The following is a 25,774-nucleotide window of genomic DNA, read 5'->3' on the forward strand; positions in this document are numbered from 1 at the left end:
CACTGGGGAGGCCGTCCAGCTGGCGACCTGACGGGTGGTGGGGGCGGTCGAGCGGGTCGCGTTCGTCTGCGGTTGTTCGAAGGTCCCGGCGGGATCGGTTTGCGAGGCGTGGGTGGCTCCAAGTGGGTCGTCGGGCGCTTCGGGCCGTGTTGATCCGGGAGCCCCCTTTGGCGACGGCGGCGAGCGCTCCAGGCGCGGGCTGAAATCGCCCGCGCGATCCGGAAGGGTCGCTTCCCTTCCGCCCGCCAGGGGCCTAGCTACCGGAGCGGGTTAAAACCCCGCCAGCCCGGCGATGCTCCTGAATAACGACCGCGCGGAGCGCTCCGGCCACGGCCGAAACGGTACTCCACGATAAACCTCATCCGGGCCTGGTCCGGACGCTCCGCCGCCTCCCCAACCTTCAGCGGGTCAACCGCGTGAAGCCGTGAAGTCGTGTCTAGCTTCAGACCCAGCTGGGCACCACGTCCCGGCCGAGCATCTCCTCATAGGACGGCCGGGCGCGGATCACCGCGAACCTGTCGCCGTCGACCAGCACCTCGGGCACGAGCGGCCGGGTGTTGTATTCGCTGGCCATGGCCGCGCCATAGGCCCCGGCCGACATGAAGGTCACCAGGTCGCCCGCCGCCAGCGGCGGCAAAAGCCGATCACGGGTAAACGTGTCGCCGGTCTCGCAGATCGGGCCGACCACGTCATAGGGACCGGCGTCGCCCTCACGCTTCACGACCGGGCGGATGTCGTGGAAGGCGTCGTACATGGCCGGGCGCAGCAGGTCGTTCATGGCCGCGTCGATGACCAGGAACTTGCGGCCCTCGGGCCGTTCGTGGACGTGGATCACCTCGCTGACCAGCACGCCGGCATTGGCTGCGATCACCCGACCGGGCTCGAAGGCCAGCTTGACGGGCAGGCCCTTGGTGACCTCGCCGACCATGTTGGCGAAGTCGGCGGGCGAGGGCGGTTCGGGCATGTTGAAATAGGGCACGCCCAGGCCGCCGCCCAGGTCGAGGCGCTCGACCGACAGGCCTTCGCCCAGCAGTTGCTCGACCAGACCCCGCATCTTGCTGAAGGCCTCGCGCATGGGGGTCAGATCGGTGATCTGGCTGCCGATGTGGCAGGCTACGCCGATCGGCTCGAGGGCAGCGTTGTTGCTGGCGTTGGCGTAGAGGCGGGCGGCCTCGGCGAACGAGACGCCGAACTTGTTCTCGGCCTTGCCGGTGGCGATCTTGGCGTGACCGCCGGCCGCGACATCGGGATTGACCCGGAAGGCGATCCTGGCCCGGACGCCCAGTTCGGCGGCGACCGACGCCACAAGGTTCATTTCCGGCTCGGACTCGACATTGATCTCGGCGACGCCGGCCTTCAGGGCGAACTCGACCTCGCGGCGGGTCTTGCCGACGCCGGAGAAGACGATGCGCTCGCCAGGAATACCGGCGGCCAGGGCGCGACGGACCTCGCCTTCCGACACCGTGTCGGCCCCGGCCCCCAGGTCGCCCAGTACCTTCAGGACCGCGACGTTGGAATTGGCCTTCACGGCATAGGCGATCAGCGGATCGACGACGCCAGCGGCAACCAAGGCGTCGCGGAACACCGTGAAGTGCCGCTCCAGAGTGGCGCGGGAATAGACATAGACCGGCGTGCCGACCTGGGCCGCGATACGCGCCAGGGGGACGCTTTCGCAGGCCAGGCCCTCGGGGCCGTACTCGAAGTGGTTCACGTCAAAGCCTAGTTGGGAGTCGCGCCGGGGAAGCCGGCCGCCGACGGGCCGCCGAACGGATTGGGAGCGGTGCCGGCCAGTGGGGCCGCGCGGACGGTGCGGTTGCTGGAGGCGGGGTCCATGATTTCCTGGGCGCCCCCCACACGGGCCGGCTGGTTGGCCGTGCCGGAGGCCGCGCGGCGCTGCGCTTCCCAGGCGGCCTTCTTCTGGGCGTCCCACATCGGGGCGGGGCGCTCAAGTTCAGCCTGCTTGCCGCAGGATGCCAGGGCGAGAGCTCCGATGGTCAGAAGAGCGAGGGGGCGCAGGGTCATCCGAGCAGTTCCTTCCAACGCGCGATCTGGGCGCGGACCTGGGCGGGAGCGGTCCCGCCGTAGCTGATGCGGCTGGCCGCCGAAGCGGCCGGTGTGAGGACGGCATAGACCTCGGCGGTGATCTTTGGCTCGATCGCCTGGAATTGCGCCAGGGACAGATCCGCCAGATCGACGCCAAGCCCTTCGGCCGTCTTCACGGCCGAACCTGTCACGTGGTGGGCGTCGCGGAAAGGCATGTTCAGCGTCCGCACCAGCCAATCGGCCAGATCGGTGGCGGTCGAGAAGCCCGCGCCGGCGGCGGCGGCCATCTTGTCGGTATTGGGCGTCAGGTCGGCGATCATGCCGGCCATGGCCAGCAGGCTCAGCTCAAGCGCGTCGAAGGCCTCGAAGGTCGGAACCTTGTCCTCCTGCATGTCCTTGGAATAGGCCAGCGGCAGGCCCTTCATGACCACGGTCAGGGTGGTCAGGCTGCCCAGGATGCGGCCGACCTTGGCGCGGATCAGCTCGGCGGCGTCGGGGTTCTTCTTCTGCGGCATGATCGAGCTGCCGGTCGTGAAGGCGTCGGTCAGCTTGATGAAGCCGAACATCGGCGTCGTCCACAGCACGATTTCCTCGGCCAGGCGCGACAGGTGCGTGGCGGTGATCGAGGCGGCCGACAGGGCCTCCAAGGCAAAATCGCGGGCCGAGACGCTGTCCAGCGAATTGGCGGTCGGACGATCGAAATCGAGGGCCTTGGCCGTGGCGTGGCGGTCGATGGGGAAGGGGGAACCGGCCAGGGCGGCGGCCCCCAGCGGGCATTCGTTCATCCGGGTCCGGGCGTCGCGGAAGCGGCCGGCGTCGCGCCCGAACATCTCGACATAGGCCATCAGGTGATGGCCGAAGGTCACGGGCTGAGCGGGCTGCAGATGTGTGAAGCCCGGCATCAGGGCGTCGGCATGCTGTTCGGCCTGGGCCAGCAGCGCGCGCTGCAGGGCGTCCAACTGGGCGGCAGAGCGGTCGCAGACCTCGCGGACCCACAGGCGGAAGTCCACCGCCACCTGGTCGTTACGCGAACGCGCGGTGTGCAGGCGGCCGGCCACCGGGCCGATCAGCTCGCGCAGCCGGGCCTCGATGTTCATGTGGATGTCTTCGTATTCGTCGCGGAACGGGAAGGTCCCGGTCGTGATCTCGTCCTCGATCCTGGCCAGGCCTTCGAGGATTTCCTCGCCATCGCTACTTGCAATCACACCTTGGCTGATCAACATCCGGGCATGGGCGCGGGAGCCCGCCAGATCCTGCGCCCACAGGCGCTTGTCGAAGCTGATGCTGACATTGATCGCCTGCATCAGCTCCGCCGGTTTGGCCGAGAACCTGCCGCCCCACATGGCTTGACCCTCTCCGCCCTTGGCGGCAGCGGGTTTTTCGGAGGCGTTGTCGGTCATATGAGCGAAATCCAGTCGAACGAGAACGGGGTGGGCGAGAACGGAACCGGCGCGACCAAGCGCAGTCCGTTGAAGTGGGCGATCGGCGCCGCCATGCTCGTCGGCGTCGCGGCGGTTCTATACGTCATCGCCGCCTCATCGTTCAAACCCTCAGGGCCGGCCGACCTCAATGAATTCAAGCGGGCCTCGCTGGCCAAGCTCGACGTGCCGTCGTCGCCCCGCGCCGCGCCAGGCACAACCTTCTTCGATGAGGCCGGAAAGCCGGTTACCCTTGCCGATTTCAAGGGGCAGGTCGTGGTGCTGAACCTTTGGGCCACCTGGTGCGCGCCCTGCAAGAAAGAGATGCCGACCCTGGCCAAGCTGGCGGCCGCCTATGCGTCCCAGCCGTTCAAGGTTCTGCCGGTCAGCGTCGACCGGGATTCGGACCTCAACCTGGCCCAGGCCGAGATGGCTGCCAATGCGCCGCTGAAGCTCTATCGCGATCCGTCCTACAGAATGTCGTTCGAGATGGAGCCGCGAGCGGCGGGCTATCCGACCACGGTGATCTACGACAAGCAGGGCCGTGAGCGCGCCCGCCTGTCTGGCGACGCCGACTGGTCCAGCCCCGAGGCGCGGGGTCTGGTCGAGAAGCTGCTGGCCGAGTAGCGGGCCATTGGACATCGATCCCGCCGTTCTGGAACCGATCGCTGACCGGGCCTGGCCGGCGCGCGAGCGATCGGCGCTTGGCGGCTGGCGGCTGAATGCCGCCGAAGGCTGGTCGATGCGGACCAATGCCTGCTGGCCTCTGGGCGAACCGGATCGCGAGATCGAGACGGCGATCGACGCGGCCGAAGCCTGGTTTCAGGCGCGAGGCCTGCCGCCGCGCTTCAAGCTGACCGACGGGGCGACGGCGCCTGAAGACCTGCCACACCGTCTTTCGCGACGGGGCTATGCGGACGGCAAGCCGACCCTGGTGATGATCGGCCCCGCCCTGGGACAGTCCGATCCGGAAGTCACCCTTTCCGCCGCGCCCGACCCCAGTTTCGAGGCGGTGTTCACGGCCTCGGCGGGCGGCAATGTCGATGACGCACGGGAGCGGCTGGAAACCCTGGCCCGCATCCCGGCCCCGGCGCGGTTCGCGCGTCTGGTCGTCGGTGGGCAGCCGGCAGCCCTGGGCGCCTGCGCCGTGGAGGGCGAGTGGGCCGGGGTGTTTGGCATGCGCACCACGCCCGAGCATCGTCGCAAGGGCTTGGCGGGGAGGGTGCTGGGGGTGTTGCTGGTCGAGGCGGCCTTGCTGGGCGCGCGCCGCGCCTACCTGCAGGTTGAGGCCAGCAACGGGCCGTCTATCGCTCTCTATGAACGCGACGGGTTTTCGGCCGCCTACGCCTATCGCTACTGGGTCCGCTAAAAGCCCATTTCCGTGCGCAGGTCCGCTGGCGTGACGCCCGCCGCCCTGAGTTCGCGCAGGGTCTGGGCCCTGTCACGCTTGGCGTAGCGCTTTCCGTCAGGACCGACCAGCAGTCGGTGGTGGCGATAGATTGGGGTCGGCAACCCCAGTAGCGCCTGAAGCAGTCGCTGGATGTGCGCCGCCTCGAACAGGTCCTCGCCTCGAATGACGTGGGTGACGCCTTGCAGGGCGTCGTCCAGAACGACCGCCAGATGATAGGCGACGCCGACGTCCTTGCGCGCCAGCACGATGTCGCCCGCGGTTTCTGGACGGGCGTGGATCAAGCCGGACTGGCCGTCCGGCCCAGCGCCTTCCTCAAGGAAGGTCAGGTCATCGAACCCGCCGAGCGCTGTCTTCGCCGCTGACAGCGACAGCCGCCAGGCGAAGGCCTCGCCCCGTCCCAGGCGTTCAGCGTCTTCGGCGGTCGGCAAGGGCCCGCTTATGAACGGCTCCTGCGGCCCGTGCGGCGCACGGCCGATATCCAATTCCTTGCGGGTGCGAAAGCAGCGATAGACGAGGCCGCGTGTGCGCAGGGTCTCGATGGCGACGTGGTAGTCGGCCAGATGCTCGGACTGACGGCGGACGGGCTGTTCCCAGTCCAGGCCGAGCCAGGCCAAATCTTCCGCGATCGCCGCCTCGTATTCGGGCCGGCTGCGCGTGGCGTCGATGTCCTCGATGCGCAGGATGAAGCGCCCATCTGCGGCGCGCGCGGCCTCGAAAGCCGTCAGGGCCGAAAAGGCATGGCCGCGATGCAGGTAGCCTGTCGGCGAGGGCGCGAACCGGGTGGCGAAGACCAAGGGCTCAGCCCTGGTCGAACTTCGTGAACATGCCCAGGTGCTCGAATACGGCCCGCAGGAAGGCATCTTCGCCGCCCAACAGGTCCTTGAGCGGTGCGAACTGCTTGAAGCTGATCATCTCGGCCAGGCCATGGGCCGCGCACCAGGCCGCGATGGTGGCCAGTTCCAGGTCGATGTCGGTGACCCCGCCACTGGATTGTTCGGAGATGGTATTGCGCACCTGGCAATAGGCGCCTTCCTCCTTCATCTGTTCGGGCAGGGCGTCCTTGTCGCGCGAACAGTCGTACATCACGCGGTAGAGGGCGGGATTGTCGCGCGCGAACTGCACATAGGTCACGCCGATGCTGGTCATCCTGTCGCGTGCATTGGTGGCCGAGGCGCGCGACCCGGTCAAAGCGACGTCCAGCGCCGACCAGCCCTCTTGGGCGACCGCTTCCAGCAGTTCGCCCTTGTCCTTGAAGTGGTGATAGGGCGCTGCGGGGCTGACGCCAGCTTCACGCGCCACCGCACGCAGGGATAGCGCCGCAGGACCCTCTTTTTCCAGAATGCGGCGTGCGGCATCCACCAGAGCACGGCTCAGGTCACCGTGGTGATAGGGGCGGGATTCGGTGGCTACGCTGGTCATCGTCCTCACTCTAGCGCCTCCTTTCCAAAATTTCATCCAAACGATGTAAAGATTATCTTGACGGCGTTTAGATCAATGTTATCTAAGCACTGTCCAGATCGGACGAGGCCCTGACCGGCAACCGGCTGGGCCGACTAACCAAGAGGGATTTGCAGCATGTTCCGTTCGCTCAGAGCTTTTGAAACCGCCTTTGACCGTCTGGCCGGCGGCTACTTCCTTGTGCTCGCCCTGGCTGTCGCCGGCGCCGTCGCAGGCGTCGTTCTGTAAGGCAGCTTTGTCCGCGAACGACGGGGCTGGTTCTGCAAAAGACCGTCCCGCCGTCGCGTTCGCTGCCGGCTTGCGAGGCGCCCGCGCTTGAAACGCTTTGCGCCGGAGGCTAGCACAAGGAGCCGACGCGCCTGGGACCTTCGGTCCGCGCCGGGAACATCCCGCCGGCCTTCGGATTTCCAGCCCATGTCGATTTCAGTCCAGATCACCCGCCGATGAGCGTCGCCTTCACCAAGGAAGGCGACAGCGAAGCCTTCGCCGCCGACCTGCTCGACCGGCCGATTTCCCCCAACCCCAACCTGGTCACCGCCACGGGCCTGGCGCAGCTCGAGACGTGGTTGGCAGACGCGCGCGCCGCCTACAGCGCCGCCCAGGCCACGGGCGGCGTCGCCGAGGATCGCACGGCCATGGCCCGGGCCACCCGCGACCTGCGATTCTATGCTGCGCGGAGGGCCAGCGCCCAGTTGACGGAGCCTGCGGGTCCCGTCGACGTCGTACATTTCGGTCAGGCCGTCACCTTTGATCGCGAGGACGGCCGTCGCCAGACGTTCCGTATTGTCGGCGAGGACGAGGCCGATCCGGCCGCCGGGTCGGTTTCCTATGTTTCGCCGCTGGCCCGGGCGCTGCTCGGCAAGACCATCGGTGACACGGCCATGGTCGCGGGCGGCGAGGTTGAGATCGTCTCCATCGCATAGAGCAAGGATCAGGTTGCCGCCGCAGGGCGCGGATGGTCTGGTCGTGCGGTGACCGCAGACCTTTCACCTACTGCTGAGCAGATCCGGGATGCTCGCGCCCATCTCGCGGCGATCGATCCCGCCCTGGCGGTCATCGAGGCCGTGACGCCGGCGTTTCCTTGGCGGACCGCCGTGCCCGGTTTCGCTGGGCTTCTTCGCCTGATCGTCTACCAGCAGGTGTCCCTGGCCTCCGCTGCGGCCATCTGGAGCCGCGTGGAAGCGGGGCTCGGGGAGGTGTCGCCCTCGGCCGTGCTGGCGCGTGAAGAGGTCGACCTGCAGGGCATGGGCCTGTCGCGGCCCAAGGTTCGCTACGCCCGCGCCATCGCCGAGGCGCATGTCTCGGGTCTCTGCGACTTGAACGCCCTACGCCATATGTCTGACGAAGAGGCCTCGGCCGCCCTGATGGCGGTCAAGGGCATCGGCCGCTGGACCGCCGAGACCTATCTGATGTTCTGCGAGGGGCGCCTGGACGTTTTTCCCGGCGGGGACGTCGCCTTGCAGGAAGCCATGCGCTGGACAGATCGCGCCGAGATCAGGCCCAACGAGAAACAGGCCTATGCCCGGGCCGAGGCCTGGAAACCCTATCGGGCCGTCGCGGCCCATTTGCTCTGGCGCTGCTATGGCGCGGTAAAAAAGGGCGAAATTCCGCCATTCTGATCGCTTGCCGACAGATGTCTTGGTTCCGTCGCGGAGTTGGATCATCCTTTGAATGCGTTCGGGAATGAATGGCGATTCCCTTTGAATGCGTAGGAAGGAGGCCCGTCTTCAGTCCGATCGCGTATCCGCTTCACAGGAGCCTTTGCGGCTCCACTGGGAGGTCCTGATGCAGGTTCTCTCCCGTCCACCGTCCGGCATGCCGGCGCTGGTGCTGAACGCCGACTATCGGCCCCTCAGCTACTATCCGCTGTCCCTCTGGCCATGGCAGGAGGTGATCAAGGCGGTGTTCCTTGAGCGTGTCGAGGTCGTTTCGACCTATGACCACGTCGTGCATTCGCCGTCGTTCGAGATGAAGCTGCCCAGCGTTGTGTCGCTGAAGCAGTATGTGCCGCAGGACCGGCCGCCGGCCTTCACGCGTTTCAATCTGTTTCTGCGTGATTCGTTTACCTGCCAGTACTGCTCCTCCCTCGACGACCTGACTTTTGATCATGTCATCCCCCGCTCTCGCGGCGGGCGGACGACCTGGGAGAATATCATCACGGCTTGCGCGCCCTGCAATCTTCGCAAGGGCGGGCGAACGCCGCGCGAGGCGGGCATGCACCCGTTTCACACGGCGCGTAGACCCAGCATGCACGAACTGCAGGATCGCGGTCGTCGTTTTCCGCCGGGACACCTCCACGCCAGCTGGCTCGATTATCTCTACTGGGACATCGAACTGGATGCCTGACGCATTGGCGAAAAGCGCGCTGTCGCGTCAGCAGATCCGCTTGGCGCGGGGCGGATCGCTGGCGGGGAAACTCTCCTCAAGGCTCTCGTCGATCAGGGCTTCTTGCCGATCTTCGGCGAGATCCACATGCTTGGCGAGCTGGTCATACTTTTCGCCTTCCGGCACGGGCTCCACCATCCGGGTCGTCGGGGTGTCTGCCTTTTGGAAGGCTTCCTTGACGTCGGTTTCGCTGACGCGATCTTCTGGATGGCCGGGCTGGCCGAGGTCCTGAGCCTGGGACCAGTCGCCGAGCACGCCGGGAGCGGAGTCGTCGTGTGTCTGCTTGGTGTCAGTCATAGTCATGTCCTCTGGTGACGCTGACCAACGTTTCCCGGCCACGCTTGTTCCTGCGTGTTCGAAAGAACAACACCTCGCTGTCGGGGACCGTCTCCTGTACGGTGACGCATGACCAATAGACCTACCACTCTCGAACGCGCCTTCCAGCTGGCGCGATCTGGTGAATACTCGACCATCTCCGACATTCGCCGTCAGTTGAAGATCGAGGGCTTCTCCGATGCGCCCAGCCAGATCAGCGGCCCTTCCATGCTCAAGCAACTGCGCAAGCTGTGCGAAGCCGCTCGTCCGGAAGCCGATACGGCCCAACCGGCGCTGGACGCTCAATAGATGGCGTTGTCCGAAGGCCAGATGCTGGCGTTGAAAAATCTCGCCCGCAAGCAGGCGGGTGATGATGTTGACTGGATCAATATCAGCGATGCGCGCGCCCTGACCGATCTGGGCTACGCGCAGCGCGATCGTGTGGGCTGGAAGATTACCCCGGAAGGGCTTGAAGCTCTGGCGGCGGCGACCTGATCTAGACGGGCGTGCGCCTGGGGAAGCGTCGCGCTGCGCGATCCGCGAAACGGACGGGGTGTTCGCTCTCGCTCGCCGCGACCGGCGTCATGACCGCGTTGCCTCTGCGACGCGCCGAACGCTCGCCCATGGCTTTGATGGCCGAAAAGGGCAGGTTGCCATGGTCGCGCGCCATCTTTCTCGCGCTTTCGATCAGGCTGGAACCATAGACCGTCAAGATACCCACTGCGTCGGCGGCCCAGTCCGCAAGGCTGGCGCTGCGGCCACCAAACATCTGGGCGACCTCCGTGGCTCCGCCAAGGATCAAGGCGGCCCGAGCCAGGTCGGAGCGACGCATGCGGGGGAATGCGGCGAAGGACACCGCCGTGAGGCTCCCGAAGGCGATGGCGTGAGCGCTCTTGTCGGTCAGGCCGACGATGGCTTCCATCCCCTGAAATGGTCCCAGCATCAGGATCGCGGCGGTCACCGAGCCAAATACCAGTACGGCGCGGGCGGCGATCACGACATGGTTGGGCGTCAGCATGGATGGGCTCTCGGTGAGACCGTTTCATAGCCATGACCTCGCGCCCATTCCGTGAACGAATATCGTCAACCGAGGATAAATTGAGGCCGGCCCGGGCGGCCGTCAGCGCTTACGCCTTGGTCTTGCGCTTGGTCCTGGCGCTGGCTTCTGCCTTCTTCCGGGCTTCCGCCCTTGCCTTGTCGGCATCGTCCTTGGCCTTCTTCCAGGCCTGGTAGGCTTCGATATGGGGCTGGCGGCGCAGGATCTTCGAGGCCGGATCGAGGATCACAAGAGCGGCGTTTCCGACCCGTACCCGTCCCAGGCCATCGGTCATCGGCAAGGTGATCAGCTCGCCGCCGACCTTGACCTCGACCGGCATCGGGAACGGCTTGGCGCCTGGCGCCTTCCAGCGGAGAACCAGATCGTCGCCTTCGCGGCTCTCCAGCAACTCGGGCAGCGCGGCTTCGTACAGGTAGACGTCGAAGAACCAGCCATAATCGGTACCGGTCACATCGTTGACGGCGCGGATGAAGTCCCTGGTGTTGGCGTAACGCGGCGCAAAATTGCCTGGCTTGGGATCCGTACGGCCATAGACGACCAGCCTGATCGAATTGAAAAACGCGTCGTCGCCGATCAGAGTTCGCAGCGTGTGCAGGGCGTTGGAGCCCTTGTAGTAGATGTCGTTGCCGGGCCCGATCTTGGGATCATAGACCTGATCCTCGGCCATCACCTTGCCGGCTACGACCGGGAACTTGTTCTGCAGCGCGGCGCGCTGGGTGTTGAGGCGCGCCATGTATTCCATGTCGCCATGCAGCCATTGCGAATAGAGGGGCTGCATGTATGTGCCCAACCCCTCGTGCAGCCACATGTCGTCCCAGTCGACATTGGTCAGCTGGTTGCCGAACCACTCGTGCGCCAGCTCGTGCTGAAGTAGCCAGTCGTAACCATAGACGTCCTTGGCGTACGCATTGCCATAGGCGTTGATGGTCTGGTGCTCCATGCCCAGGTGCGGGGTCTCGACCACGCCCATTTTCTCGTCGCGGAAAGGGTAGGGGCCGATCATCGACTCGTAGAAGTCCAGCATCGGCGCGAACTCGGCGAGCAGCGCCTTGGCCTCGGTCTCATGGCCCTTCACATGCCAGAACCTGGTCGGAAAGCTGTCGCCGTAGCGGCTTTTGTAAGTGTCGCCCAGTTCGACATAGGGGCCGATGTTCAGCGCGATGGCGTAGGTGTTGGGGTTCTTGGCGCGCCAGCTATAGGTCCGCCAGCCGTCCTGCTCTTCCATGCTGACAAAGACGCCATTGGCGGGCGCGACCAGCGGGGCGGGGACGACGATGTGCAGATCGACCAGCTTGGGCTCGCCCATCGGCTGGTCGATGCACGGCCAGAAGAGATCGCAGCCGTCGCCCTGAACGGCTGTGGCGATCCAGGGCTGGCCCAACGGGGTCTTCTTCCAGACGAAACCGCCATCCCAGGGTGCGCGCTTGGCCTCGTGGGGAATACCGGCGTACCGAATACGCACCTTGATCTGCTCGCCACGCGCCAAGGGCTTTGGCAGGGTGATCGAAAGCCGGCCTTCCGGATTGCTCCAGGCGCTGGCGGCCAGCGGCGCGCCGTCCAGCGCCAGCAGGCTGATGGGCAGGTTTCGGTCGAGATCCAGCACCAGCTTCGTCAGGGGCGCCAGGGCCTGGATCGTCAGGGTCGCGTCGCCCTCAATCGCTTTGCGGGCGGGGATCACCTTGATACGCAGATCGACATGGTCCAGCGCCATGCCGCGTTGTTCAGCCGGAACTACGCCGCCAGTGTTCAGGGTCAGGGCGGTGGTCTTCCTGGCCGGCGGCTTGGCCTGGGCCAGAGCCTGTCCCGCGCTCAGCGCCAGCAGGGAAGCCGCGCAGGCGGCAAGGCGGAGGGACGGACGAGGCAAGCGGGACTCCCAAGTCGGTGCTTTTTCCAGCATCGGTAGGCCGTGCCGGCGCGAACGCCAAGAGGATCAGATCTTCTCGCTGATCTTGATCGCGGCCCGACAGCCCGCCTGGATCACCGCGTTCAACAGGGGATAGGCTAGGGCCTCGTGGGCGCCTTCCTCGATAGCCAAGTCGCGATGGGCCAGTTCGTCGTCGCGAAACTGCGAAAGCTCGGCGGCCAGTTCCGGATCGCGGTCAGCAAGCTCGGCGATCTGGCCGGCATAGTGTTTCTCGATAACGGTCTCGACGGCTTCGGTGCAGGCGTGAGCGGCCTTGTCGCCGAGCAAGGCTGTGCCGGCGCCCAGCGCGAAGGCCGCCGCGCGCCACAGCGGCGACATCAGTGTGGGACGCACACCGCGCTCGGTGAGCAGCTGGTCGAAGCGGCTGAGGTGGACCTGTTCGTGGCCCTCCATCTCCTTGAGTTGCGCGGCCAGACGCTCGCGGCCAGGGCTGGCGCGCATCACCGCTGCTTGACCACGATAGATATTCACGGCGGCGAGTTCGCCGGCCTGATCGACGCGCAGGATCTCGGCCAGGCGCGCCCGGGCTGCGCCGGTGCCGGGGCGACGTGGCGCAGGGCTGCTCATCGGACGGCCTCCGTCTTGCGCAGGCCCGCCGTCAGGGCGGCGGCGGCGAGTCCCAGTGAGATCAGGGCGTTCCAGCCCGCCATCGAGATGCCCAGGAAAATCCAGGCGGCCTCGTCGCAAGCCGGGGGTTTGATCTTGTCGCCCTTGAGCATGGCCACCAGATCGCCGGCGGCCGCCGAGGTTCCGCCGCTACAGGTGGTTGGACCCGGCCACCACTTCCATTCCACACCGGCATGAAAGGCCGCCAGGCCCGCGCCATAGAGGAAGATGACGCCCAGCAGCAGATCGAACGGCCGGCGCAGCCTTGCGGCCCAGGGGGTGTAGCGCGCGCCCAGGGCGATCAGGGCCACGGTTCCGGCGACCCAGAACACCTCGCGCTGTTTCAGGCACAGGGTGCAGGGGTAGAGCTTGCCGAAGGTCTCGAAGGCGTGCGCGGTCGCCAGCATGGCGGCGCTGGCCAAAAGGGCGATGAGCGGCCACCACGCCAAGCCGAGATCCATGATCGACGCCTTGATCTGTGCAGGCGCCTCGACCGCCGCCGGACCGCGCACCAGCTCGATAGCGGGCGATTGCGCCGTCGCAGGCTCGGCTGTGGTCGCCTTGGGGTCGTTGACCTCGCTCGTCATACCGCGCAAGCGCCTCCGCTGCTGCCACCCAGGAAATGGCTAGCCGCCAGGCCGATGACAAGAAGCAGGAACAGGCCGCCGGCAAACAGGGCCAGGCGGCGTTCGATGACAGGCAACAGGGCGGGACCAAACTTCTTCACCACCCAGGCGACCGCGAAGAACCGCGCGCCGCGTGTGATGACCGAGGCGATGATGAACATCGGAAAGCTGAACGCCGCCAGACCGGAGGCGATGGTCACCAGCTTGTAGGGAATGGGGGTCAGGCCCTTGGCCAGGATCAACCAGACGCCATACTTGCCATACCAGCACTGAAACTCGGCCAGACCGCCGGCGTGGCCTGTGACGGCCATCATCCAGATGCCCAGATCCTGCAGGAAAAAGCCGATCGCGTAACCCAGGATGCCGCCGAGCACCGAGGCAGCGGTACAGATCGTCGCGTAGCGCCAGGCCCGGTCCGGTCTGGCCAGCACCATGGGAGCCAGCATCACGTCGGGCGGAATGGGGAAGAAGGAACTCTCGGCGAACGAGATGGCGAAAAGGCTCTTCGAGGCGTGGCGCGAGGCGGCCAATCCCATGACCCAGTCGTACAGGCGACGCAGCATGCGAGCTCCAGCTATGTGACGCCTGTTGCTAGCAGGGGGCGCGGCCGTTGTCCCCCGCGATGATCGGCAAAGTGGTCTCCAGACCGCGCCGCCGGTCCTTCTGGCTAGAACTTCATCGCCATGGTGGCGCTGCGGTTGCGGCCCGGCTGGCTGTAGCCTTCGGGGACTGTCAAGTTGGCGGTCAGACCCCGCCGATCCGGTCAAGGAAGAGCTCAACCAAGGTCAAGCTGAGGGGACGCGACGTCGCGGCGCTTGGATTTCCGGCGATGGGTGGCTATCACCCCCGTCCAAGGGCTCACGCCCACGAAAAATTCGAAAGCCGATCCGATGAGCGACACCCCTCCCGACCGCCTGGCCACCAATCCCGACAGCCCGTTCCACAACGCCGAGCTTCTTGAGCGCGGCGTGGGCATCCGCTTCAAGGGTGTCGAGAAGACCAATGTCGACGAATACTGCGTCAGCGAAGGCTGGGTGCGCGTGACCGCTGGCAAGACGATGGATCGCAAGGGCAACCCCATGACCATCAAGCTGCAGGGCGAAGTTGTGCCTTACTTCCGCGACGTCGCCGAAACCGAAGTCTGACCATGCCGTTGCGCCGTCTGATCGACCTGCCGGGCTTTGCGGAGCTGGAGCACAGGGCCCTGATGAAGCCGGCCTTCGCCGAACCCCAGGCGCGCGCAGAGTTTCCCGAGATCGATCAGCTGGCGCGCGACACCTTCGGCCTGACAGCTGACGAGGCCGCCGTCATTCCCGACCCGGAAGGCTGGGACGGCATCGACATCAAGTCGATGCGCGAACAGGCCGACCAGTTCGAGCTGGAAGGCTGGGACGTTACAGACGACAAGCGTCGGCCGCTGCGTATCCTGGGCCACTTCAGCCACCCACTATGGCTGGCCCTGCGCGGTGTGGCCGGCAGCCTGCCGTTCTTCCCGGAGCCGGTAGAGACCGCGCACACCACCTCGTCCCTGGCCGCCGAGGCCAAGGCCTTTCAGCGCGACAAGCGTTAGCGCTTTTTCCCCAGCTCCGCGCCGATGTCCTTGATCGAGTTGCCCACCTTGCGATGAGCGGCGATCATCTGGTCCTTGGTCACACCCCAGCGCTTCATCCAGTATTCGAGCTGATGGCGCTCGCGGGGATCGAGCCGGTCTTCGTCGCGAAAGTCGCGCTTGCCCTTGGGAATGCCCATGATCGTCTCCTGCGTTCGTCCGCGACCTATCCTGCGCTCTGACGGTTGTCGAGGCGACGCTCAAAGCTCACCATCGTCCACGAAAACTGAAGTCTAGAGCGCCCGTCGATGAGCGATCCCGATCTTGAAGCCATGGCGGCTGACGAGCTGTCGCGCGGCATGACCCTGTCCTGGCGCGATCTGTCCAAGGTGATTCCCTGGGGTGACACCTACGAAGGCATCTCGCCGGGGGGGCGCGACGTTGAGGTCGAGCGAAACTATCTCTGGGCCGCCGATGAGGGGGGCGACATTCTTTGCGAGGTCGCTGTCTATGGCGGTCCGTCGCGATACGATCAGGGTGCGAGAGCCCGGGGCGTGATTTCCCGCAAAGAGTGACAACCTTCGCCGTGCAAGTGGTCTTGGGTTGCGTTAACCATAGGGCGCGCCATCATGCCGGCGCGCAGTATGGGGAGGGTTTGGTGTACCAGTCAGAGTTTCCGGTCGATCAGCCCATCCCGATCTTCGATCCGACCCTGCTGATGGGTCTGGTTATAGCGGCCCTGGTGATCGCAGGCTTGGCCTTTGCCGCCGGCCGCATGCTGGGCCGCAAGGACAATAGCGAGAGCTATCGCGATGTCGCCAAGACCATTCATGAGGCCATCAAGGCCAAATGTGTGGCTGCGACCAGCGCGCCCTCGGGCGAGCTGGTGTCCAAGACCCAGGAACTGGTCGAGGAAGTGCAGCGGCGGATCGGGCCCATCATCCAGTTCGGTGGCCCTTGCGCCAAGGCGATGAAGGGTTTGACCGAGGCCCTCAAGGGCGAGCCGGTCGAGGAGAAGGACAAGGGCGGCAAGGATGCGCACGGCCATGGCGGCGGCCATGGTCATGGCCAGGGTCACGGTCATGGCGCAGCTGAGCATGGCGGCCACGGCGCCGCAGGTCACGGCGCGCACGTTGGCCATGGAGGGCATGATCCGAGCTGCCAGTGCGATCGTTGCGTGGTGGCGGTGGTCGAGGCCGCGGCGCCGAATGTAACAATCCTGGGTCCGCGCTTCGGCGGCCAGACCGTCGTCATCGCCAATCCTGCCAAGCCCGCTGACGACCATCACGGTCAGCCGCCTGAGCCCAAGGTGTTGGATCACAAGGATTTTTCCAAACAGGTCCGGATGGCGGTGGTTGAGTTTTCGGATTTCTGGAGCCGTGGTGACTGTGTCCTGGAACTGGAGCGCTGCCAGACCGCATTGACCCGCACCGCGCCCTTTCCCGATCTGCGGGCGCTCAAGCTAAAGGCGCCTTCGCACCACTAGCCTTGTATCGGCGCCTGTCAGGCGTGCGGGGGGCGCCCTGGCTGCACAACCGACACACGAAATCTGGCGGGTTTTGCTGAAGTCGCGGCTGGATGATTGAGGCGATAGGGTGCTTGGCGCCACATCGATCTGGCGCGAAGCGAAGCTGATCTCCGATCGGTTGACCTCACGACGCAAGCATCGGCGAAAGGTCGTCTTTCAATTGGCGACCACGCCCGGGAGGACGAAAGGAACGGGCCATGACCGCAACGGTCTCTCCCCTGACGACGGCGATTCCTGAAACGCCTGAAGAGGCGCTCAGTCTCGCCGACTACGTCCCGTATCGACTGGTGACGGCCGCTGCGGCTGTCAGCCGGCTGATCGCGCGCGCTTATGAAGACCGGTTCGGCCTGACCATTCCGCAATGGCGGCTGATGTCGGTGCTGGCCGAGGGCGGACTGACCCCGCACGCCGCTGTGACCCGCACGGCCATGGACAAGGTCCGGGTCAGTCGTGCGGCTCAGGACCTTGTTGAGCGCAGGCTGGTGAACCGGACCACCGTCCGGGCCGACCGCCGTTCACACCGACTGGAGTTGACGGCCGCCGGACGACGCCTGTTCGCCGAGATCGCGCCCATGGCCCTGGCCTATGAGGCGGCGTTGCTATCTGGCCTGGCGCCGAGCGAGGTCGTGATGCTGAAGCGGCTGCTGGGACGTCTCGAAGTCACCGCCACGCAGTTGGCGGGCGGCGAGACTATGATTCCCTGAAGTCCCGGGCTTCGTAGACCGCGCGCGCGAGCGCGCGGGCCAGGCAGTCGGCCGCCGCCGACCCCAGGCGCGAGACCTCGACCGGCCGTATGGCTGGATCAGAGCCCAGACTCATCGCGCCAGAGGCCAGGGCGAAAACCACGTCGCCGTCGAAAGCCGTATGGGCCGGTCGCACAGAGCGACCCATGCCATCGTGCGCCATCATGGCGACCCGCTTGGCCTCTGCGGTCGAAAGGTCGGCCGTAACCGCGATGACGGCCAGGGTGGTGTTCGCGCCCGTCCGCAAACGTCCCGCCGCGCCGAGCTTCGACTCGTCGGGTAAGGGCTCGGTCGCCGAAACGGCGCCCGTCGGGATGCGCCCGCCGTACTCGCCGTCGATCTCGAAGGGCCAGGCCCAGAAGGTTTCTCCATCCGGCATGTAGACCGAGCCGATGGGATTGGCCGCAACCAGGGCGCCGACAATCAGGCCGCCGCCCAGATCGATCGACGCCGAGCCCAACCCGCCCTTGACGAGACCCGCCTTCGCGCCGCGTCCGGCGCCGACGGCGCCAAGCTCGAAGCTCTGGCCGGCAGCGGCGACCGCCGCCATCCCAAGGGCGCGATAGGGCGGGTCCAGTCCCCAGGTCTTGTCGCCGCCATTAGCGAGGTCATGCAATACCGCGCCGGGAACGATGGGAATGGCGAGCGAGCCCGGAGCGAGATGAACGCCTATGTCACGGGACGATAGAATGCTGGCGACTCCATCGGCCGCGCCAAGACCGAAAACCGACCCGCCGGACAGGCAGATGGCGTGCGCCCGGCTGAAGCTGTTTTCGGGCGCCAGGGTCTCGGTCTCGCGCACCCCGGGGCCGCCGCCGCGCACATCGACGGCCGCGCTCCAGCCTTCGGGACACAGCACCACCGTAACGCCGCTGCGCACGGCCTCATCCTGCGCGCACCCCACGGTCAGTCCGGGAACGTCCGTGATCAGGTTGCGGGCGCCGGGGCGGGGCATGGTGCGAATCTCCTGTGCGCAACGACTCTAGACCCGCCCCCTCGCCACTGGAATTCGTGTCCGACGCCTGCTAGAGAGACGGCCCTTCGCGATGAGCGAAGTCTGCGGGCGTGGTGAAACTGGTAGACGCGCCGGACTCAAAATCCGGTTCCGAAAGGAGTGTCGGTTCGACCCCGACCGCCCGCACCATCAATCTGAAAAGTCAGGCGACTGCGTTGCGCAGCTGACCTGCCTCTGATCTTTGCACCGCCCCTCTGTTCATCCTCGCCAGCCGTTTCCGCCGAGGCCCGCGCTGGGTCGCCTAATATTGGGGCGATCAAGGCGACGGATCGGTGTCGCACCGTGCAGTGCGCCGGGATTCGCGCGCGCTGCGGCATTGGCGAGCGGCCGACGCCTGAAATTGGCGTCTGATCTTCGTCAGTCCTAGGACCAAACAGGATCTCGTCGGGCCTCCCCGCGCGATGAGGTCGAAGAGGGGATAGTCATGAGCATCAAACCCAAAGCCCGATCGCGCAGCCTCAAACCGGCGCTACTCGCGGCCTCGATCCTTGCCGTCGCCACGCCGGTGCTGGCGCAGGAAGGGGCGCCCGCCACCGAAGTCGATCTGGTGGTCGTCACGGGAAAGCGGGTGTCGGAAGCCAGTGTCGCCATCGGAACCGATCAGGCGACTGCAACGGTTTCCATTACCCGCGAGGCGCTGCTCTCGGCGCCGGCCGGCGTCACCGGCCTGAAGATGCTGGAGTCCCTGCCGGGCTTTAACGTCCAGGCCAATGACGCCCTGGGCATGTACGAGTTCGGTAACTCGGTCTCGGTGCGGGCCTTCAACTTCCAGCAGATCGGCTTCCTGCTCGACGACATCCCCATGGGCCGCAGCGACCAGTTCGGCGGCAGCCCGATCTATCGCTATGTCGACAACGAGAACCTGCTGCGGGTCACGGCCTCGGCCGGCGCGGGCGACGTGGCCCTGCCCAGCTATGCGTCGCTGGGCCCGATCGTCGACTATTTCACTCAGGCCCCGAGCGAGACCTTCGGCGGCTCGGCCAGCTATACGCGCGGCAGCGACGCCCTCAAGCGCACCTTCCTGCGATTGGAAAGCGGCAAGGTCGGCCCGTTCTCGGGTTATGTCAGCGGCTCGTGGATCGAGGGCGACCTGTGGCGCGGTCCGGGCACCATCGATCGCACCCACTATGAAGCCAAGCTGCGCTGGGACATGGGCGAGGCGACCAGCCTGACGTTCCAGACGGTGCACAACGACTATTTCGACTACGACTCGCCGTCGATCACCAAGGCGCAGTATTTCGGGAACGCCAACGACATCTTCGGCCGAAAAGGGCGCGACTTCGCCTATCTGGGCTATGTGCCGGTATCCGGCGCCGTCGGCTCACCTGCGACAGCCACCTCGCTGCCGATGACAACGGCGGGCGTCGCCTACTCCAACACCGCCTACAACCAGTACTACAAGTTCGCGATCAACAAGCGGAAGGACCACCTCTACGGCCTGACCCTGAAGACCGCGCTGGGCGAGGCGATCGACCTGACCGCCACCGCCTACTACGAGGACAAGAGCGGCTATGGCGTCTCGCCGGAGGCCTATGCGACGTCGCTGACCAGCCACAATGCAGAACGCCTGATCGTCGCCGGCCTGACCGCGCCCAAGGGTATCCAGTATGGCCTGTCTGGCGTCGACGGCACCCGCCAGGGCGTCACGGCCAAGGGCGAATGGCGCATCGGGATCAACACGGTCGAAGCCGGCGTCTGGCTTGAGGACGACGACTACCACCGCACCCAAGCCCGCTATAATGTCCAGGGCGGGAACCCCGATGGCGCGCCGCTGCTCAACGAACCGGTCCACCTGCAGCGCAACTACGTGTCGACCCGCCAGACGACGCAGTTCTTCCTGAAGGACACGCTCAGCCTGCTGGACGACAATCTGAAGCTGGAATTTGGCTTCAAGACCCTGGATGTCGATTACGAGATCAGCGGCTATCGCAACCCCGCCGACTACATCAATCGTCGCCAGCCCAGCATCAAGGCCAACTGGTCCGACAGCTTCCTGCCGCAGATTGGCATGGTCTATTCGGTCGGCGCGCGCGACCAGGTCTTCGCGTCCTATTCGGAGAACATGGCCCTGCCGCGCGGCGCGGACGACGTGCTGTCGGCCGCCAGCCCGCTGGTTCCTGCGCCCGACGCCGAAACCTCGACCAACTGGGAGCTGGGCTATCGCGCCAACCGGGCGACCTTCAACGCCTCGTTCGTGGTCTACAAGACCGAGTTCAAGAACCGTCTGCAGGCCTTTTCCGCGCCTGTGCCCGGCAGCACCACGACCGAGAGTTTCTTCCAGAATGTCGGCGCGGTGGAAGCGTCGGGGGCCGAGTTCAGTGGCCAGTGGAAGCCGGATCTCTTTGACGGCAAGGTCTATTTCAACACCAACATCTCGTACAATATCTCGGAATTTCAGGATGATATCGCCAACTTCGTCCTGACCCCGACACGGGCCGCGCTGAAGATCGCCGGCAAGAAGGTGCCTGATTTCCCCGAATGGATCTTCCAGGGCGGGGTCACGCTCGAGCCGACCGATGGTCTGGTGTTCAACCTGTCGGGACGCCTGATCGATGACCGCTTCACCAACTTCATCAACAGCGAGCACGCGCCCGGCTACATGATCTGGAACGCCTATCTCGACATGGGCGACGGCTTCGGCTTTGGCCCGTTCGAGCAGGTCAAGGCGCGGGTCAATGTCGATAACATCTTCGACACCGACTATCTGGGCACGATCGGCACGACCGTGAACACCCTGGCGACGTTCCGCCCGGGTTCACATCGCACGATCCAGTTCACCCTGTCGGCGGACTTCTAGAACCGGGGCCGCTCGCCGCCTCAGGGCGCGCGGGCGGCCTCTACCTCCCGGATCAGTTCGGCCAGCACGGCGCGGCCCCTGATCCTCCGGCCATGGCCGGAGGGTGTCGTGAGGCGCCCAACCGCTTTCGAGGCCGCCGTTCAAATCAGATCAATTTAGTAGGAATATAGAGAAGCTGAAGCCGATCGCTTCAGTCGACGGTCGGATCGCCGCGATGCAGGGGATCGGGCAGGGGATCGCCGGCCTTCACGAACTGCAGCGACACTGAATTGATGCAGTAGCGCAGCCGCGTCGGCTGCGGACCGTCCGGGAAAACGTGACCCTGGTGGCTGTCGCATCGGGCGCAGCGCGTCTCAATGCGGGTCATGCCATAGGACGAGTCGGTGATCGCCCGAACATGGTCCTCGGCGAACGGCGCGTAGAAGCTGGGCCAGCCGGTGCCGCTTTCGAACTTGGTCTGGTGCCGGAAAAGGGGCAGGCCGCAAAGGCGGCAGCCATAGACGCCCGGGCTCTTTTCGCCCAGCAGGCCGCCGCAGAACGGGGCCTCAGTGCCATGCTGCAGCAGGACCCGGGCTTCCTCGGTGGTGAGTGCAGCCTCAAGGTGATGGCGTTCGGCCTCGTTGGGCGCAGTGAGGTCAAAACCGGCGGTTGATCGGGTGGCGGCGTCTGTCATGACACCCAATGTAAGATGCCCGGAACGAATCCGGTAGAGACAAGCCCGCCATTTGGGCCGCCATCAGGACGGAAAGAGCCAATGCTGACCTGCACGACCCCCTCGATCGCCGAGCGCGAGACCGTCGCCACCCTGGGTGTGGTGTCGGGCGAGGCGATCATCGGCGCGCATATCTTCCGCGATATCTTCGCCGGCATCACCAATATCATCGGCGGTCGGGCGGGCGGTTATGAGAAGGCCCTGCGTGAAGCGCGCGACATTGCCCTGCAGGAAATGAACGATGAAGCCCGCCGTCTGGGCGCCGACGCCGTCGTGGGCGTGGATCTCGACTACGAGTCGCTGGGCCCTGATGGCGGCATGCTGATGGTCACCGCCGCCGGCACCGCCGTGAAGCTGCGCTAGGGGAAGGCCGATGACCGTCGCCGTCGCATTTCTGCAACCGGGCTGGGCCGATTGGGAGGCCGGGCCTGTCCTGGCGCTTCTGCGTGAGCATCTGGGCGTCCAGATCGAAATCGCCACGCCGGATGGCGAGCCCCAGACCTCGATAGGCGGGCTGCTGGCCGCCGCAGACTACAGGTTCGATGATCCGGTCCTGTCTGATGCGGACGTCTTCCTGCTGATCGGCTCAGACGCATGGACCAGCTTTCACGATGAAGCCGTGTTCGGCCTGCTGCGACAGGCGATCGCCGACGGCAAGATCGTCGGCGCGATCTGTGCGGGCACGGTCGCCGCGGCCCGGGCGAGGTTGTTCGACGGGCGCGAGCATACCTCCAACGGCAAGGACTGGCTGGAGGCGCAGGCGCCGGGCTATGGCGGCGGCGCCCGCTATGTCGATCAGGCGAGGGCGGTGACGTCAGGCAGGATTGTCAGCGCCGCTGGTATCGCGCCGGTCAGTTTCGCGGCCGGTATCGCCCGCCTGATCGCGCCGGAGTCCGAGGCGCTGATCGCAGGCTATGAGGCGATGTTCGCCAGAGAGTTCGCGACCGGCTGATAGGCATCGGGCGGGCGGGGTCGTGCTCTGACCCGCCCGCCTTTAGGTCGCTACTTGGCCAGGGCGGCCGCGCCGGCGCGCGCCACGACGCCGTCCTGGGCCCCCGATCCGCCCGAGGCGCCGATGGCTCCTACGATGCGGTTATCGACGATCAGAAGTTCGCCGCCCTCGATGGCCAGGGCCCCGGTGAAGATGGCGTTCAGCGTCCCGCCCTTGACCGCGTCCTGGAAGTAGCTGGTCGGCCGGCGGAAGCTGGCCGAGGTCTCGGCCTTGCGGCGCGCCACGTCGTTGGAGCCGTACTGGGCGCCGTCCATCTTTTCGCTGAGCACCAGGGCGCCGTTGGGTTCGACCACGGTGATGACCATGAACCAGCCGTTCCTGACGGCCTCGGCCTGGGCGGCGGCGACGGCGACCTTGGCCTCGGCCAGGCTCACCGACCGGCCATAGGGCGGATAGACCGGCGCGGCGGCAGGCGGCGCGGCGGTCTGGGCCATGACGGGCGCGGCGAGGGCCAGGGCCAGCGCGAGCGCGGCGATGTGTGCTGTGGGCTTCATATTGGCCGTTTCTCCCCTGAGCAAATTCTGCGAGCACTGTTTCTGGAAACCGGTGTCATGCCCTGACTCCGCTTTAGCGCCGTAGGGGCAAGGTTGCAAACAGGCGAGGGCCTGATAACCGGTGTCCAACAAGACAATAAGCTTGCCGGGGGCCACACCATGTTCAGCAAGATCCTGATCGCCAATCGAGGCGAAATCGCCGTTCGCGTCATCAAGACGTGCCGTCGGCTGGGGATCGCGACGGTGGTGGTCTATTCCGACGCCGACGCGGGCAGCATGGCGGTCGAGATGGCCGATGAGGCGGTGCATATCGGCCCGTCGCCGGCCAATCAGTCCTATCTCGTCGCCGACAAGATCATCGACGCCTGCAAGCAGACAGGCGCCCAGGCCGTGCATCCCGGCTTTGGCTTCCTGTCGGAGAACGCGGGCTTCGCCCAGCGCTGCGCCGACGAGGGCGTCGTATTCATCGGGCCCAATCCCGGCGCCATCCGCGCCATGGGCGACAAGATCGAGAGCAAGAAGTTTGCCCAGGCGGCGGGCGTCTCCTGCGTGCCCGGCCATATCGGCGAGATCGACGACACTGCCCATGCCATCAAGATCTCCGAAGAGATCGGCTATCCGGTGATGATCAAGGCGTCGGCCGGCGGCGGCGGCAAGGGCATCCGCGTGGCCTGGCATCGCCAGGACGTCGAGGAAGGCTTCCCGGCCGTCCGCGCCGAAGCCAAGGCCAGCTTCGGTGATGATCGTATCTTTATTGAGAAGTTCATCGTCAGCCCGCGCCACATCGAGATTCAGGTGCTGGGCGACAAGCACGGCAATGTCGTCCACCTGTTCGAGCGCGAATGCTCGATCCAGCGCCGCAATCAGAAAGTCATCGAGGAGGCTCCCAGCCCGCTGCTGGACGAGGCCACCCGCAACGCCATGGGCGCCCAGGCCGTGGCCCTGTCCAAGGCCGTCAACTACGACAGCGCCGGCACGGTCGAGTTCGTGGCCGGCCAGGACAAGAGCTTCTTCTTCCTGGAAATGAACACCCGCCTGCAGGTCGAGCACCCGGTCACCGAGTTGATCACCGGCCTGGACCTGGTCGAGCAGATGATCCGCAGCGCCTGGGGCGAGAAACTGGCCTTCGAACAGAAGGATCTGAAGATCAACGGCTGGGCCATCGAGAGCCGCATCTATGCCGAGGATCCCTACCGCAAGTTCCTGCCCAGCATCGGTCGTCTGGTCCGCTATGACCCGCCGGAAGAGGGCCAGCATGAAGGCTATGTTGTCCGCAACGACGCCGGGGTGCGCGAGGGCGACGAGATCTCGATGTTCTACGATCCGATGATCTCAAAGCTGTGCACCTGGGCCCCGACGCGGATCGCCGCCGTTGACGGCATGGGCCGGGCGCTGGAGGACTTCCACATTGAGGGCCTGGGCCAGAACATCCCGTTCCTCAATGCGGTGATGGACCAGGAGCGCTTCCGCTCCGGCCAGCTGTCGACCAACTACATCAAGGATGAATTCCCCGACGGCTTCGGCGGCACCGAGCCGACCCCGGTCCAGATCGACATCCTGACCGCCGTCGGCGCGGCCATGCAGCGGGTCTATGCCGCCCGGGCGCGCACCAATGTCGCAGGTCTCAACGGCGCCGTGCGTGACGAGTGGGTGGTGGCCGTCGGCCACGCCAAGCGCCGCGTGAAGCTGTCGGGCGACGAGGACCTGACTGTCGAGCTGCTCGACGAGGGCCGCTCTCTGATCCTGAGCGACGTCGTCTGGCGTCCGGGCAAGCCGGTGTTCCGCGGCGTGCTGGGCGGGGCCGCCTTCACCGTTCAGGTCGCTCCGGCGGCTGAGGGCTTCACCATCCGCCACCGCGCCGCCAAGGCCCGGGTTCTGGTCCTGACCCCGCGCTCGGCGCAGCTGCACGACATGCTGCCCGAAAAACAGGCGGCCGACACGTCCAAGCTGGTTCTGTCGCCGATGCCGGGCCTGGTGGTCTCGATGGACGTCACCGCCGGCCAGCAGGTCCGCGAGGGCGAGGTGGTCTGTGTGCTCGAGGCCATGAAGATGCAGAACATCATCCGCGCCGAGCGCGACGGTGTGGTCAAGGCCGTCAACGCCAAGGGCGGCGACCCTGTCGCGGCGGATGAGGTGCTTGTCGAGTTCGCGTAAAGGGTGTATTTATCGGGCTGCTCGACAGAAGGCGGTGGCTCGTGACGCTCACTCAGAAACTGTTCGGCTTCTCCGGCCGGCTGCGTCGACGTGATTTCTGGGTCCTCTGGATCGGCTGCACGCTGACGGCTGCAGTTCTTTTCGTGATCATCACGAGGAGCTTTGACGTTCAGCTGAGTGATCAGGAAAAGCAGCTGATCCCGCTGGCGATCCTCTGGCCTACCTACGCCCTGCTCGCCAAGCGAATGCATGATCGCGACCGTTCAGCCTGGTGGGCGCTGCTGCTGCTCGTCCCCGAACTGGTCGGCTATGTTGGTGCCTTGGTCGATCTGCCGCAGATGATCCTGTTGCCGAGTAAAATCACCGGCGGCTTGGTGGCGTTATGGTTCTTTTTCGAGTTTGGCTTTCTGGAAGGAACCTCGGGCGACAATCGTTTCGGGCCCTCGCCAAAAGCTCAGGTTGCTCTCGCCCCCTTGCCGGCGACCGGCGTCGCTTAGGCGCCCTTCCGGCTTCGCCGCTGAACGCCT

General features: G+C 65.8%; 33 protein-coding genes and 1 tRNA gene. 19 read left to right on the plus strand and 15 right to left on the minus strand.

What is annotated here, in order from left to right:
• Nucleotides 1-442: 442 nt before the first annotated feature.
• The 3 genes from lysA to argH are packed head-to-tail and all read right to left on the minus strand — an operon-like array spanning nt 443 to nt 3,443.
• Nucleotides 443-1,711: a diaminopimelate decarboxylase gene (lysA, locus tag ACN2C8_RS06585; RefSeq protein ID WP_419255049.1), complete on the minus strand. Its 1,269-nt coding sequence runs from the start codon at nt 1,709-1,711 to the stop codon at nt 443-445.
• 8 nt (nt 1,712-1,719) lie between these two features.
• Entirely contained in the window at nt 1,720-2,040 is a 321-nt protein-coding gene (locus ACN2C8_RS06590; protein WP_419255050.1) for a hypothetical protein, read from the minus strand.
• Entirely contained in the window at nt 2,019-3,443 is a 1,425-nt protein-coding gene (gene argH / locus ACN2C8_RS06595; protein WP_419255051.1) for an argininosuccinate lyase, read from the minus strand. The genes ACN2C8_RS06590 and argH overlap by 22 nt, the downstream gene beginning before the upstream one ends.
• On the opposite strand from argH, the gene ACN2C8_RS06600 reads away from it, so the two are divergent.
• Both ACN2C8_RS06600 and ACN2C8_RS06605 read left to right on the plus strand, forming a co-directional pair.
• Nucleotides 3,444-4,088 carry a TlpA family protein disulfide reductase gene (locus ACN2C8_RS06600; RefSeq protein ID WP_419255052.1) on the plus strand — a complete coding sequence of 215 codons (645 nt, stop codon included), beginning with the start codon at nt 3,444-3,446 and terminating at the stop codon, nt 4,086-4,088.
• Between the two features lie 7 nt (nt 4,089-4,095).
• Nucleotides 4,096-4,830, plus strand: a complete 735-nt coding sequence (locus tag ACN2C8_RS06605; protein WP_419255053.1) for a GNAT family N-acetyltransferase — start codon at nt 4,096-4,098, stop codon at nt 4,828-4,830.
• Here ACN2C8_RS06605 and gluQRS read toward each other — a convergent pair.
• Nucleotides 4,827-5,666, minus strand: coding sequence for a tRNA glutamyl-Q(34) synthetase GluQRS (gluQRS, locus tag ACN2C8_RS06610; protein ID WP_419255054.1), 840 nt, complete (start codon nt 5,664-5,666; stop codon nt 4,827-4,829). The two genes, ACN2C8_RS06605 and gluQRS, sit on opposite strands and share 4 nt — an antisense overlap.
• 4 nt (nt 5,667-5,670) lie before the next feature.
• Nucleotides 5,671-6,291, minus strand: coding sequence for a TetR/AcrR family transcriptional regulator (locus ACN2C8_RS06615; RefSeq protein ID WP_419255055.1), 621 nt, complete (start codon nt 6,289-6,291; stop codon nt 5,671-5,673).
• A gap of 156 nt (nt 6,292-6,447) precedes the next feature.
• Between ACN2C8_RS06615 and ACN2C8_RS06620 the strand changes: the two genes are divergently transcribed.
• From ACN2C8_RS06620 to ACN2C8_RS06635, 4 genes are all read left to right on the plus strand, one after another.
• Entirely contained in the window at nt 6,448-6,558 is a 111-nt protein-coding gene (locus ACN2C8_RS06620; protein ID WP_419255056.1) for a hypothetical protein, read from the plus strand.
• Between the two features lie 215 nt (nt 6,559-6,773).
• Nucleotides 6,774-7,253, plus strand: a complete 480-nt coding sequence (greA, locus tag ACN2C8_RS06625; RefSeq protein WP_419255057.1) for a transcription elongation factor GreA — start codon at nt 6,774-6,776, stop codon at nt 7,251-7,253.
• Between the two features lie 48 nt (nt 7,254-7,301).
• A complete protein-coding gene (locus ACN2C8_RS06630; protein WP_419255058.1) occupies nt 7,302-7,949 on the plus strand; it encodes a DNA-3-methyladenine glycosylase family protein in 648 nt (215 codons plus the stop codon).
• A gap of 163 nt (nt 7,950-8,112) precedes the next feature.
• Complete coding sequence (locus tag ACN2C8_RS06635; RefSeq protein ID WP_419255828.1) at nt 8,113-8,676, plus strand: HNH endonuclease; 564 nt, start codon at nt 8,113-8,115, stop codon at nt 8,674-8,676.
• Between the two features lie 27 nt (nt 8,677-8,703).
• On the opposite strand, the gene ACN2C8_RS06640 is transcribed toward ACN2C8_RS06635, so the two are convergent.
• Complete coding sequence (locus ACN2C8_RS06640; protein ID WP_419255059.1) at nt 8,704-9,012, minus strand: hypothetical protein; 309 nt, start codon at nt 9,010-9,012, stop codon at nt 8,704-8,706.
• A 108-nt stretch (nt 9,013-9,120) separates the two neighbouring features.
• Between ACN2C8_RS06640 and ACN2C8_RS06645 the strand changes: the two genes are divergently transcribed.
• Nucleotides 9,121-9,339 (plus strand): hypothetical protein, encoded by a 219-nt coding sequence (locus ACN2C8_RS06645; protein ID WP_419255060.1) that lies wholly within the window; start codon nt 9,121-9,123, stop codon nt 9,337-9,339.
• Nucleotides 9,340-9,525: a hypothetical protein gene (locus ACN2C8_RS06650; protein ID WP_419255061.1), complete on the plus strand. Its 186-nt coding sequence runs from the start codon at nt 9,340-9,342 to the stop codon at nt 9,523-9,525.
• A 1-nt stretch (nt 9,526) separates the two neighbouring features.
• Here ACN2C8_RS06650 and ACN2C8_RS06655 read toward each other — a convergent pair whose 3' ends face one another.
• From ACN2C8_RS06655 to ACN2C8_RS06675, 5 genes are all read right to left on the minus strand, one after another.
• The gene (locus tag ACN2C8_RS06655; protein WP_419255062.1) at nt 9,527-10,048 is read right to left on the minus strand and encodes a VanZ family protein; all 522 of its coding nucleotides are present in this window, start codon (nt 10,046-10,048) and stop codon (nt 9,527-9,529) included.
• A gap of 109 nt (nt 10,049-10,157) precedes the next feature.
• The gene (locus ACN2C8_RS06660; RefSeq protein ID WP_419255063.1) at nt 10,158-11,951 is read right to left on the minus strand and encodes a M1 family metallopeptidase; all 1,794 of its coding nucleotides are present in this window, start codon (nt 11,949-11,951) and stop codon (nt 10,158-10,160) included.
• 66 nt (nt 11,952-12,017) lie between these two features.
• Complete coding sequence (locus ACN2C8_RS06665; protein WP_419255064.1) at nt 12,018-12,578, minus strand: demethoxyubiquinone hydroxylase family protein; 561 nt, start codon at nt 12,576-12,578, stop codon at nt 12,018-12,020.
• Nucleotides 12,575-13,204 carry a disulfide bond formation protein B gene (locus ACN2C8_RS06670; protein ID WP_419255065.1) on the minus strand — a complete coding sequence of 210 codons (630 nt, stop codon included), beginning with the start codon at nt 13,202-13,204 and terminating at the stop codon, nt 12,575-12,577. Before ACN2C8_RS06670 ends, ACN2C8_RS06665 begins: the two co-directional genes overlap by 4 nt.
• On the minus strand, nt 13,201-13,806 hold the full coding sequence (locus ACN2C8_RS06675) for a YqaA family protein (RefSeq protein WP_419255066.1): 606 nt from the start codon (nt 13,804-13,806) through the stop codon (nt 13,201-13,203). The genes ACN2C8_RS06670 and ACN2C8_RS06675 overlap by 4 nt, the downstream gene beginning before the upstream one ends.
• Before the next feature lie 327 nt (nt 13,807-14,133).
• On the opposite strand from ACN2C8_RS06675, the gene ACN2C8_RS06680 reads away from it, so the two are divergent.
• Nucleotides 14,134-14,388, plus strand: a complete 255-nt coding sequence (locus tag ACN2C8_RS06680; RefSeq protein ID WP_419255067.1) for a DUF3297 family protein — start codon at nt 14,134-14,136, stop codon at nt 14,386-14,388.
• 2 nt (nt 14,389-14,390) lie between these two features.
• On the plus strand, nt 14,391-14,813 hold the full coding sequence (locus ACN2C8_RS06685; protein WP_419255068.1) for a hypothetical protein: 423 nt from the start codon (nt 14,391-14,393) through the stop codon (nt 14,811-14,813).
• Here the strand turns inward: ACN2C8_RS06685 and ACN2C8_RS06690 are convergent.
• Complete coding sequence (locus ACN2C8_RS06690) at nt 14,810-14,992, minus strand: DUF3606 domain-containing protein (protein ID WP_419255069.1); 183 nt, start codon at nt 14,990-14,992, stop codon at nt 14,810-14,812. The two genes, ACN2C8_RS06685 and ACN2C8_RS06690, sit on opposite strands and share 4 nt — an antisense overlap.
• Before the next feature lie 132 nt (nt 14,993-15,124).
• Here ACN2C8_RS06690 and ACN2C8_RS06695 point away from each other — a divergent pair, with 132 nt between their 5' ends.
• The 3 genes from ACN2C8_RS06695 to ACN2C8_RS06705 all read left to right on the plus strand — a co-directional run bounded on the left by ACN2C8_RS06695 (nt 15,125) and on the right by ACN2C8_RS06705 (nt 17,024).
• On the plus strand, nt 15,125-15,367 hold the full coding sequence (locus ACN2C8_RS06695) for a hypothetical protein (RefSeq protein ID WP_419255829.1): 243 nt from the start codon (nt 15,125-15,127) through the stop codon (nt 15,365-15,367).
• Nucleotides 15,368-15,450: 83 nt separating this feature from the next.
• On the plus strand, nt 15,451-16,278 hold the full coding sequence (locus tag ACN2C8_RS06700; RefSeq protein ID WP_419255070.1) for a hypothetical protein: 828 nt from the start codon (nt 15,451-15,453) through the stop codon (nt 16,276-16,278).
• A 239-nt stretch (nt 16,279-16,517) separates the two neighbouring features.
• The gene (locus ACN2C8_RS06705; RefSeq protein ID WP_419255071.1) at nt 16,518-17,024 is read left to right on the plus strand and encodes a MarR family winged helix-turn-helix transcriptional regulator; all 507 of its coding nucleotides are present in this window, start codon (nt 16,518-16,520) and stop codon (nt 17,022-17,024) included.
• Here ACN2C8_RS06705 and ACN2C8_RS06710 read toward each other — a convergent pair.
• Entirely contained in the window at nt 17,011-18,018 is a 1,008-nt protein-coding gene (locus tag ACN2C8_RS06710; RefSeq protein WP_419255072.1) for a P1 family peptidase, read from the minus strand. The genes ACN2C8_RS06705 and ACN2C8_RS06710 overlap by 14 nt on opposite strands.
• A gap of 104 nt (nt 18,019-18,122) precedes the next feature.
• On the opposite strand from ACN2C8_RS06710, the gene ACN2C8_RS06715 reads away from it, so the two are divergent.
• Nucleotides 18,123-18,207 (plus strand) — tRNA-Leu (locus tag ACN2C8_RS06715).
• 295 nt (nt 18,208-18,502) lie between these two features.
• Complete coding sequence (locus ACN2C8_RS06720) at nt 18,503-20,875, plus strand: TonB-dependent receptor (RefSeq protein WP_419255073.1); 2,373 nt, start codon at nt 18,503-18,505, stop codon at nt 20,873-20,875.
• A gap of 190 nt (nt 20,876-21,065) precedes the next feature.
• Here ACN2C8_RS06720 and msrB read toward each other — a convergent pair whose 3' ends face one another.
• Nucleotides 21,066-21,548, minus strand: coding sequence for a peptide-methionine (R)-S-oxide reductase MsrB (gene msrB / locus ACN2C8_RS06725; RefSeq protein WP_419255074.1), 483 nt, complete (start codon nt 21,546-21,548; stop codon nt 21,066-21,068).
• An 81-nt stretch (nt 21,549-21,629) separates the two neighbouring features.
• Here msrB and ACN2C8_RS06730 point away from each other — a divergent pair, with 81 nt between their 5' ends.
• Nucleotides 21,630-21,950, plus strand: a complete 321-nt coding sequence (locus ACN2C8_RS06730; RefSeq protein WP_419255075.1) for a YbjQ family protein — start codon at nt 21,630-21,632, stop codon at nt 21,948-21,950.
• A 10-nt stretch (nt 21,951-21,960) separates the two neighbouring features.
• Entirely contained in the window at nt 21,961-22,539 is a 579-nt protein-coding gene (locus ACN2C8_RS06735; protein WP_419255076.1) for a DJ-1/PfpI family protein, read from the plus strand.
• Nucleotides 22,540-22,589: 50 nt separating this feature from the next.
• Here the strand turns inward: ACN2C8_RS06735 and ACN2C8_RS06740 are convergent, their stop codons facing one another.
• Nucleotides 22,590-23,093 (minus strand): GlcG/HbpS family heme-binding protein, encoded by a 504-nt coding sequence (locus ACN2C8_RS06740; protein WP_419255077.1) that lies wholly within the window; start codon nt 23,091-23,093, stop codon nt 22,590-22,592.
• A 159-nt stretch (nt 23,094-23,252) separates the two neighbouring features.
• Between ACN2C8_RS06740 and ACN2C8_RS06745 the strand changes: the two genes are divergently transcribed.
• Nucleotides 23,253-25,247: an acetyl-CoA carboxylase biotin carboxylase subunit gene (locus ACN2C8_RS06745; protein WP_419255078.1), complete on the plus strand. Its 1,995-nt coding sequence runs from the start codon at nt 23,253-23,255 to the stop codon at nt 25,245-25,247.
• A 41-nt stretch (nt 25,248-25,288) separates the two neighbouring features.
• On the plus strand, nt 25,289-25,744 hold the full coding sequence (locus ACN2C8_RS06750; protein ID WP_419255079.1) for a DUF805 domain-containing protein: 456 nt from the start codon (nt 25,289-25,291) through the stop codon (nt 25,742-25,744).
• Nucleotides 25,745-25,774 lie beyond the last annotated feature (30 nt).

It is taken from the genome of Caulobacter sp. ErkDOM-C (assembly GCF_048541825.1).
Lineage (GTDB): Bacteria > Pseudomonadota > Alphaproteobacteria > Caulobacterales > Caulobacteraceae > Caulobacter.

What these genes read in the sequence shown, in the direction of transcription:
- argH (WP_419255051.1), bottom strand. Translation starts at nt 3,443, where the DNA reads ATGACCGACAACGCCTCCGAAAAACCCGCTGCCGCCAAGGGCGGAGAG.
- ACN2C8_RS06600 (WP_419255052.1), top strand. Translation starts at nt 3,444, where the DNA reads ATGAGCGAAATCCAGTCGAACGAGAACGGGGTGGGCGAGAACGGAACC.
- ACN2C8_RS06615 (WP_419255055.1), bottom strand. Translation starts at nt 6,291, where the DNA reads ATGACCAGCGTAGCCACCGAATCCCGCCCCTATCACCACGGTGACCTG.
- ACN2C8_RS06620 (WP_419255056.1), top strand. Translation starts at nt 6,448, where the DNA reads ATGTTCCGTTCGCTCAGAGCTTTTGAAACCGCCTTTGACCGTCTGGCC.
- greA (WP_419255057.1), top strand. Translation starts at nt 6,774, where the DNA reads ATGAGCGTCGCCTTCACCAAGGAAGGCGACAGCGAAGCCTTCGCCGCC.
- ACN2C8_RS06640 (WP_419255059.1), bottom strand. Translation starts at nt 9,012, where the DNA reads ATGACTGACACCAAGCAGACACACGACGACTCCGCTCCCGGCGTGCTC.
- ACN2C8_RS06645 (WP_419255060.1), top strand. Translation starts at nt 9,121, where the DNA reads ATGACCAATAGACCTACCACTCTCGAACGCGCCTTCCAGCTGGCGCGA.
- ACN2C8_RS06650 (WP_419255061.1), top strand. Translation starts at nt 9,340, where the DNA reads ATGGCGTTGTCCGAAGGCCAGATGCTGGCGTTGAAAAATCTCGCCCGC.
- ACN2C8_RS06655 (WP_419255062.1), bottom strand. Translation starts at nt 10,048, where the DNA reads ATGCTGACGCCCAACCATGTCGTGATCGCCGCCCGCGCCGTACTGGTA.
- ACN2C8_RS06665 (WP_419255064.1), bottom strand. Translation starts at nt 12,578, where the DNA reads ATGAGCAGCCCTGCGCCACGTCGCCCCGGCACCGGCGCAGCCCGGGCG.
- ACN2C8_RS06670 (WP_419255065.1), bottom strand. Translation starts at nt 13,204, where the DNA reads ATGACGAGCGAGGTCAACGACCCCAAGGCGACCACAGCCGAGCCTGCG.
- ACN2C8_RS06675 (WP_419255066.1), bottom strand. Translation starts at nt 13,806, where the DNA reads ATGCTGCGTCGCCTGTACGACTGGGTCATGGGATTGGCCGCCTCGCGC.
- ACN2C8_RS06680 (WP_419255067.1), top strand. Translation starts at nt 14,134, where the DNA reads ATGAGCGACACCCCTCCCGACCGCCTGGCCACCAATCCCGACAGCCCG.
- ACN2C8_RS06685 (WP_419255068.1), top strand. Translation starts at nt 14,391, where the DNA reads ATGCCGTTGCGCCGTCTGATCGACCTGCCGGGCTTTGCGGAGCTGGAG.
- ACN2C8_RS06690 (WP_419255069.1), bottom strand. Translation starts at nt 14,992, where the DNA reads ATGGGCATTCCCAAGGGCAAGCGCGACTTTCGCGACGAAGACCGGCTC.
- ACN2C8_RS06695 (WP_419255829.1), top strand. Translation starts at nt 15,125, where the DNA reads ATGGCGGCTGACGAGCTGTCGCGCGGCATGACCCTGTCCTGGCGCGAT.
- ACN2C8_RS06705 (WP_419255071.1), top strand. Translation starts at nt 16,518, where the DNA reads ATGACCGCAACGGTCTCTCCCCTGACGACGGCGATTCCTGAAACGCCT.
- ACN2C8_RS06710 (WP_419255072.1), bottom strand. Translation starts at nt 18,018, where the DNA reads ATGCCCCGCCCCGGCGCCCGCAACCTGATCACGGACGTTCCCGGACTG.
- ACN2C8_RS06720 (WP_419255073.1), top strand. Translation starts at nt 18,503, where the DNA reads ATGAGCATCAAACCCAAAGCCCGATCGCGCAGCCTCAAACCGGCGCTA.
- msrB (WP_419255074.1), bottom strand. Translation starts at nt 21,548, where the DNA reads ATGACAGACGCCGCCACCCGATCAACCGCCGGTTTTGACCTCACTGCG.
- ACN2C8_RS06730 (WP_419255075.1), top strand. Translation starts at nt 21,630, where the DNA reads ATGCTGACCTGCACGACCCCCTCGATCGCCGAGCGCGAGACCGTCGCC.
- ACN2C8_RS06735 (WP_419255076.1), top strand. Translation starts at nt 21,961, where the DNA reads ATGACCGTCGCCGTCGCATTTCTGCAACCGGGCTGGGCCGATTGGGAG.
- ACN2C8_RS06740 (WP_419255077.1), bottom strand. Translation starts at nt 23,093, where the DNA reads ATGAAGCCCACAGCACACATCGCCGCGCTCGCGCTGGCCCTGGCCCTC.
- ACN2C8_RS06745 (WP_419255078.1), top strand. Translation starts at nt 23,253, where the DNA reads ATGTTCAGCAAGATCCTGATCGCCAATCGAGGCGAAATCGCCGTTCGC.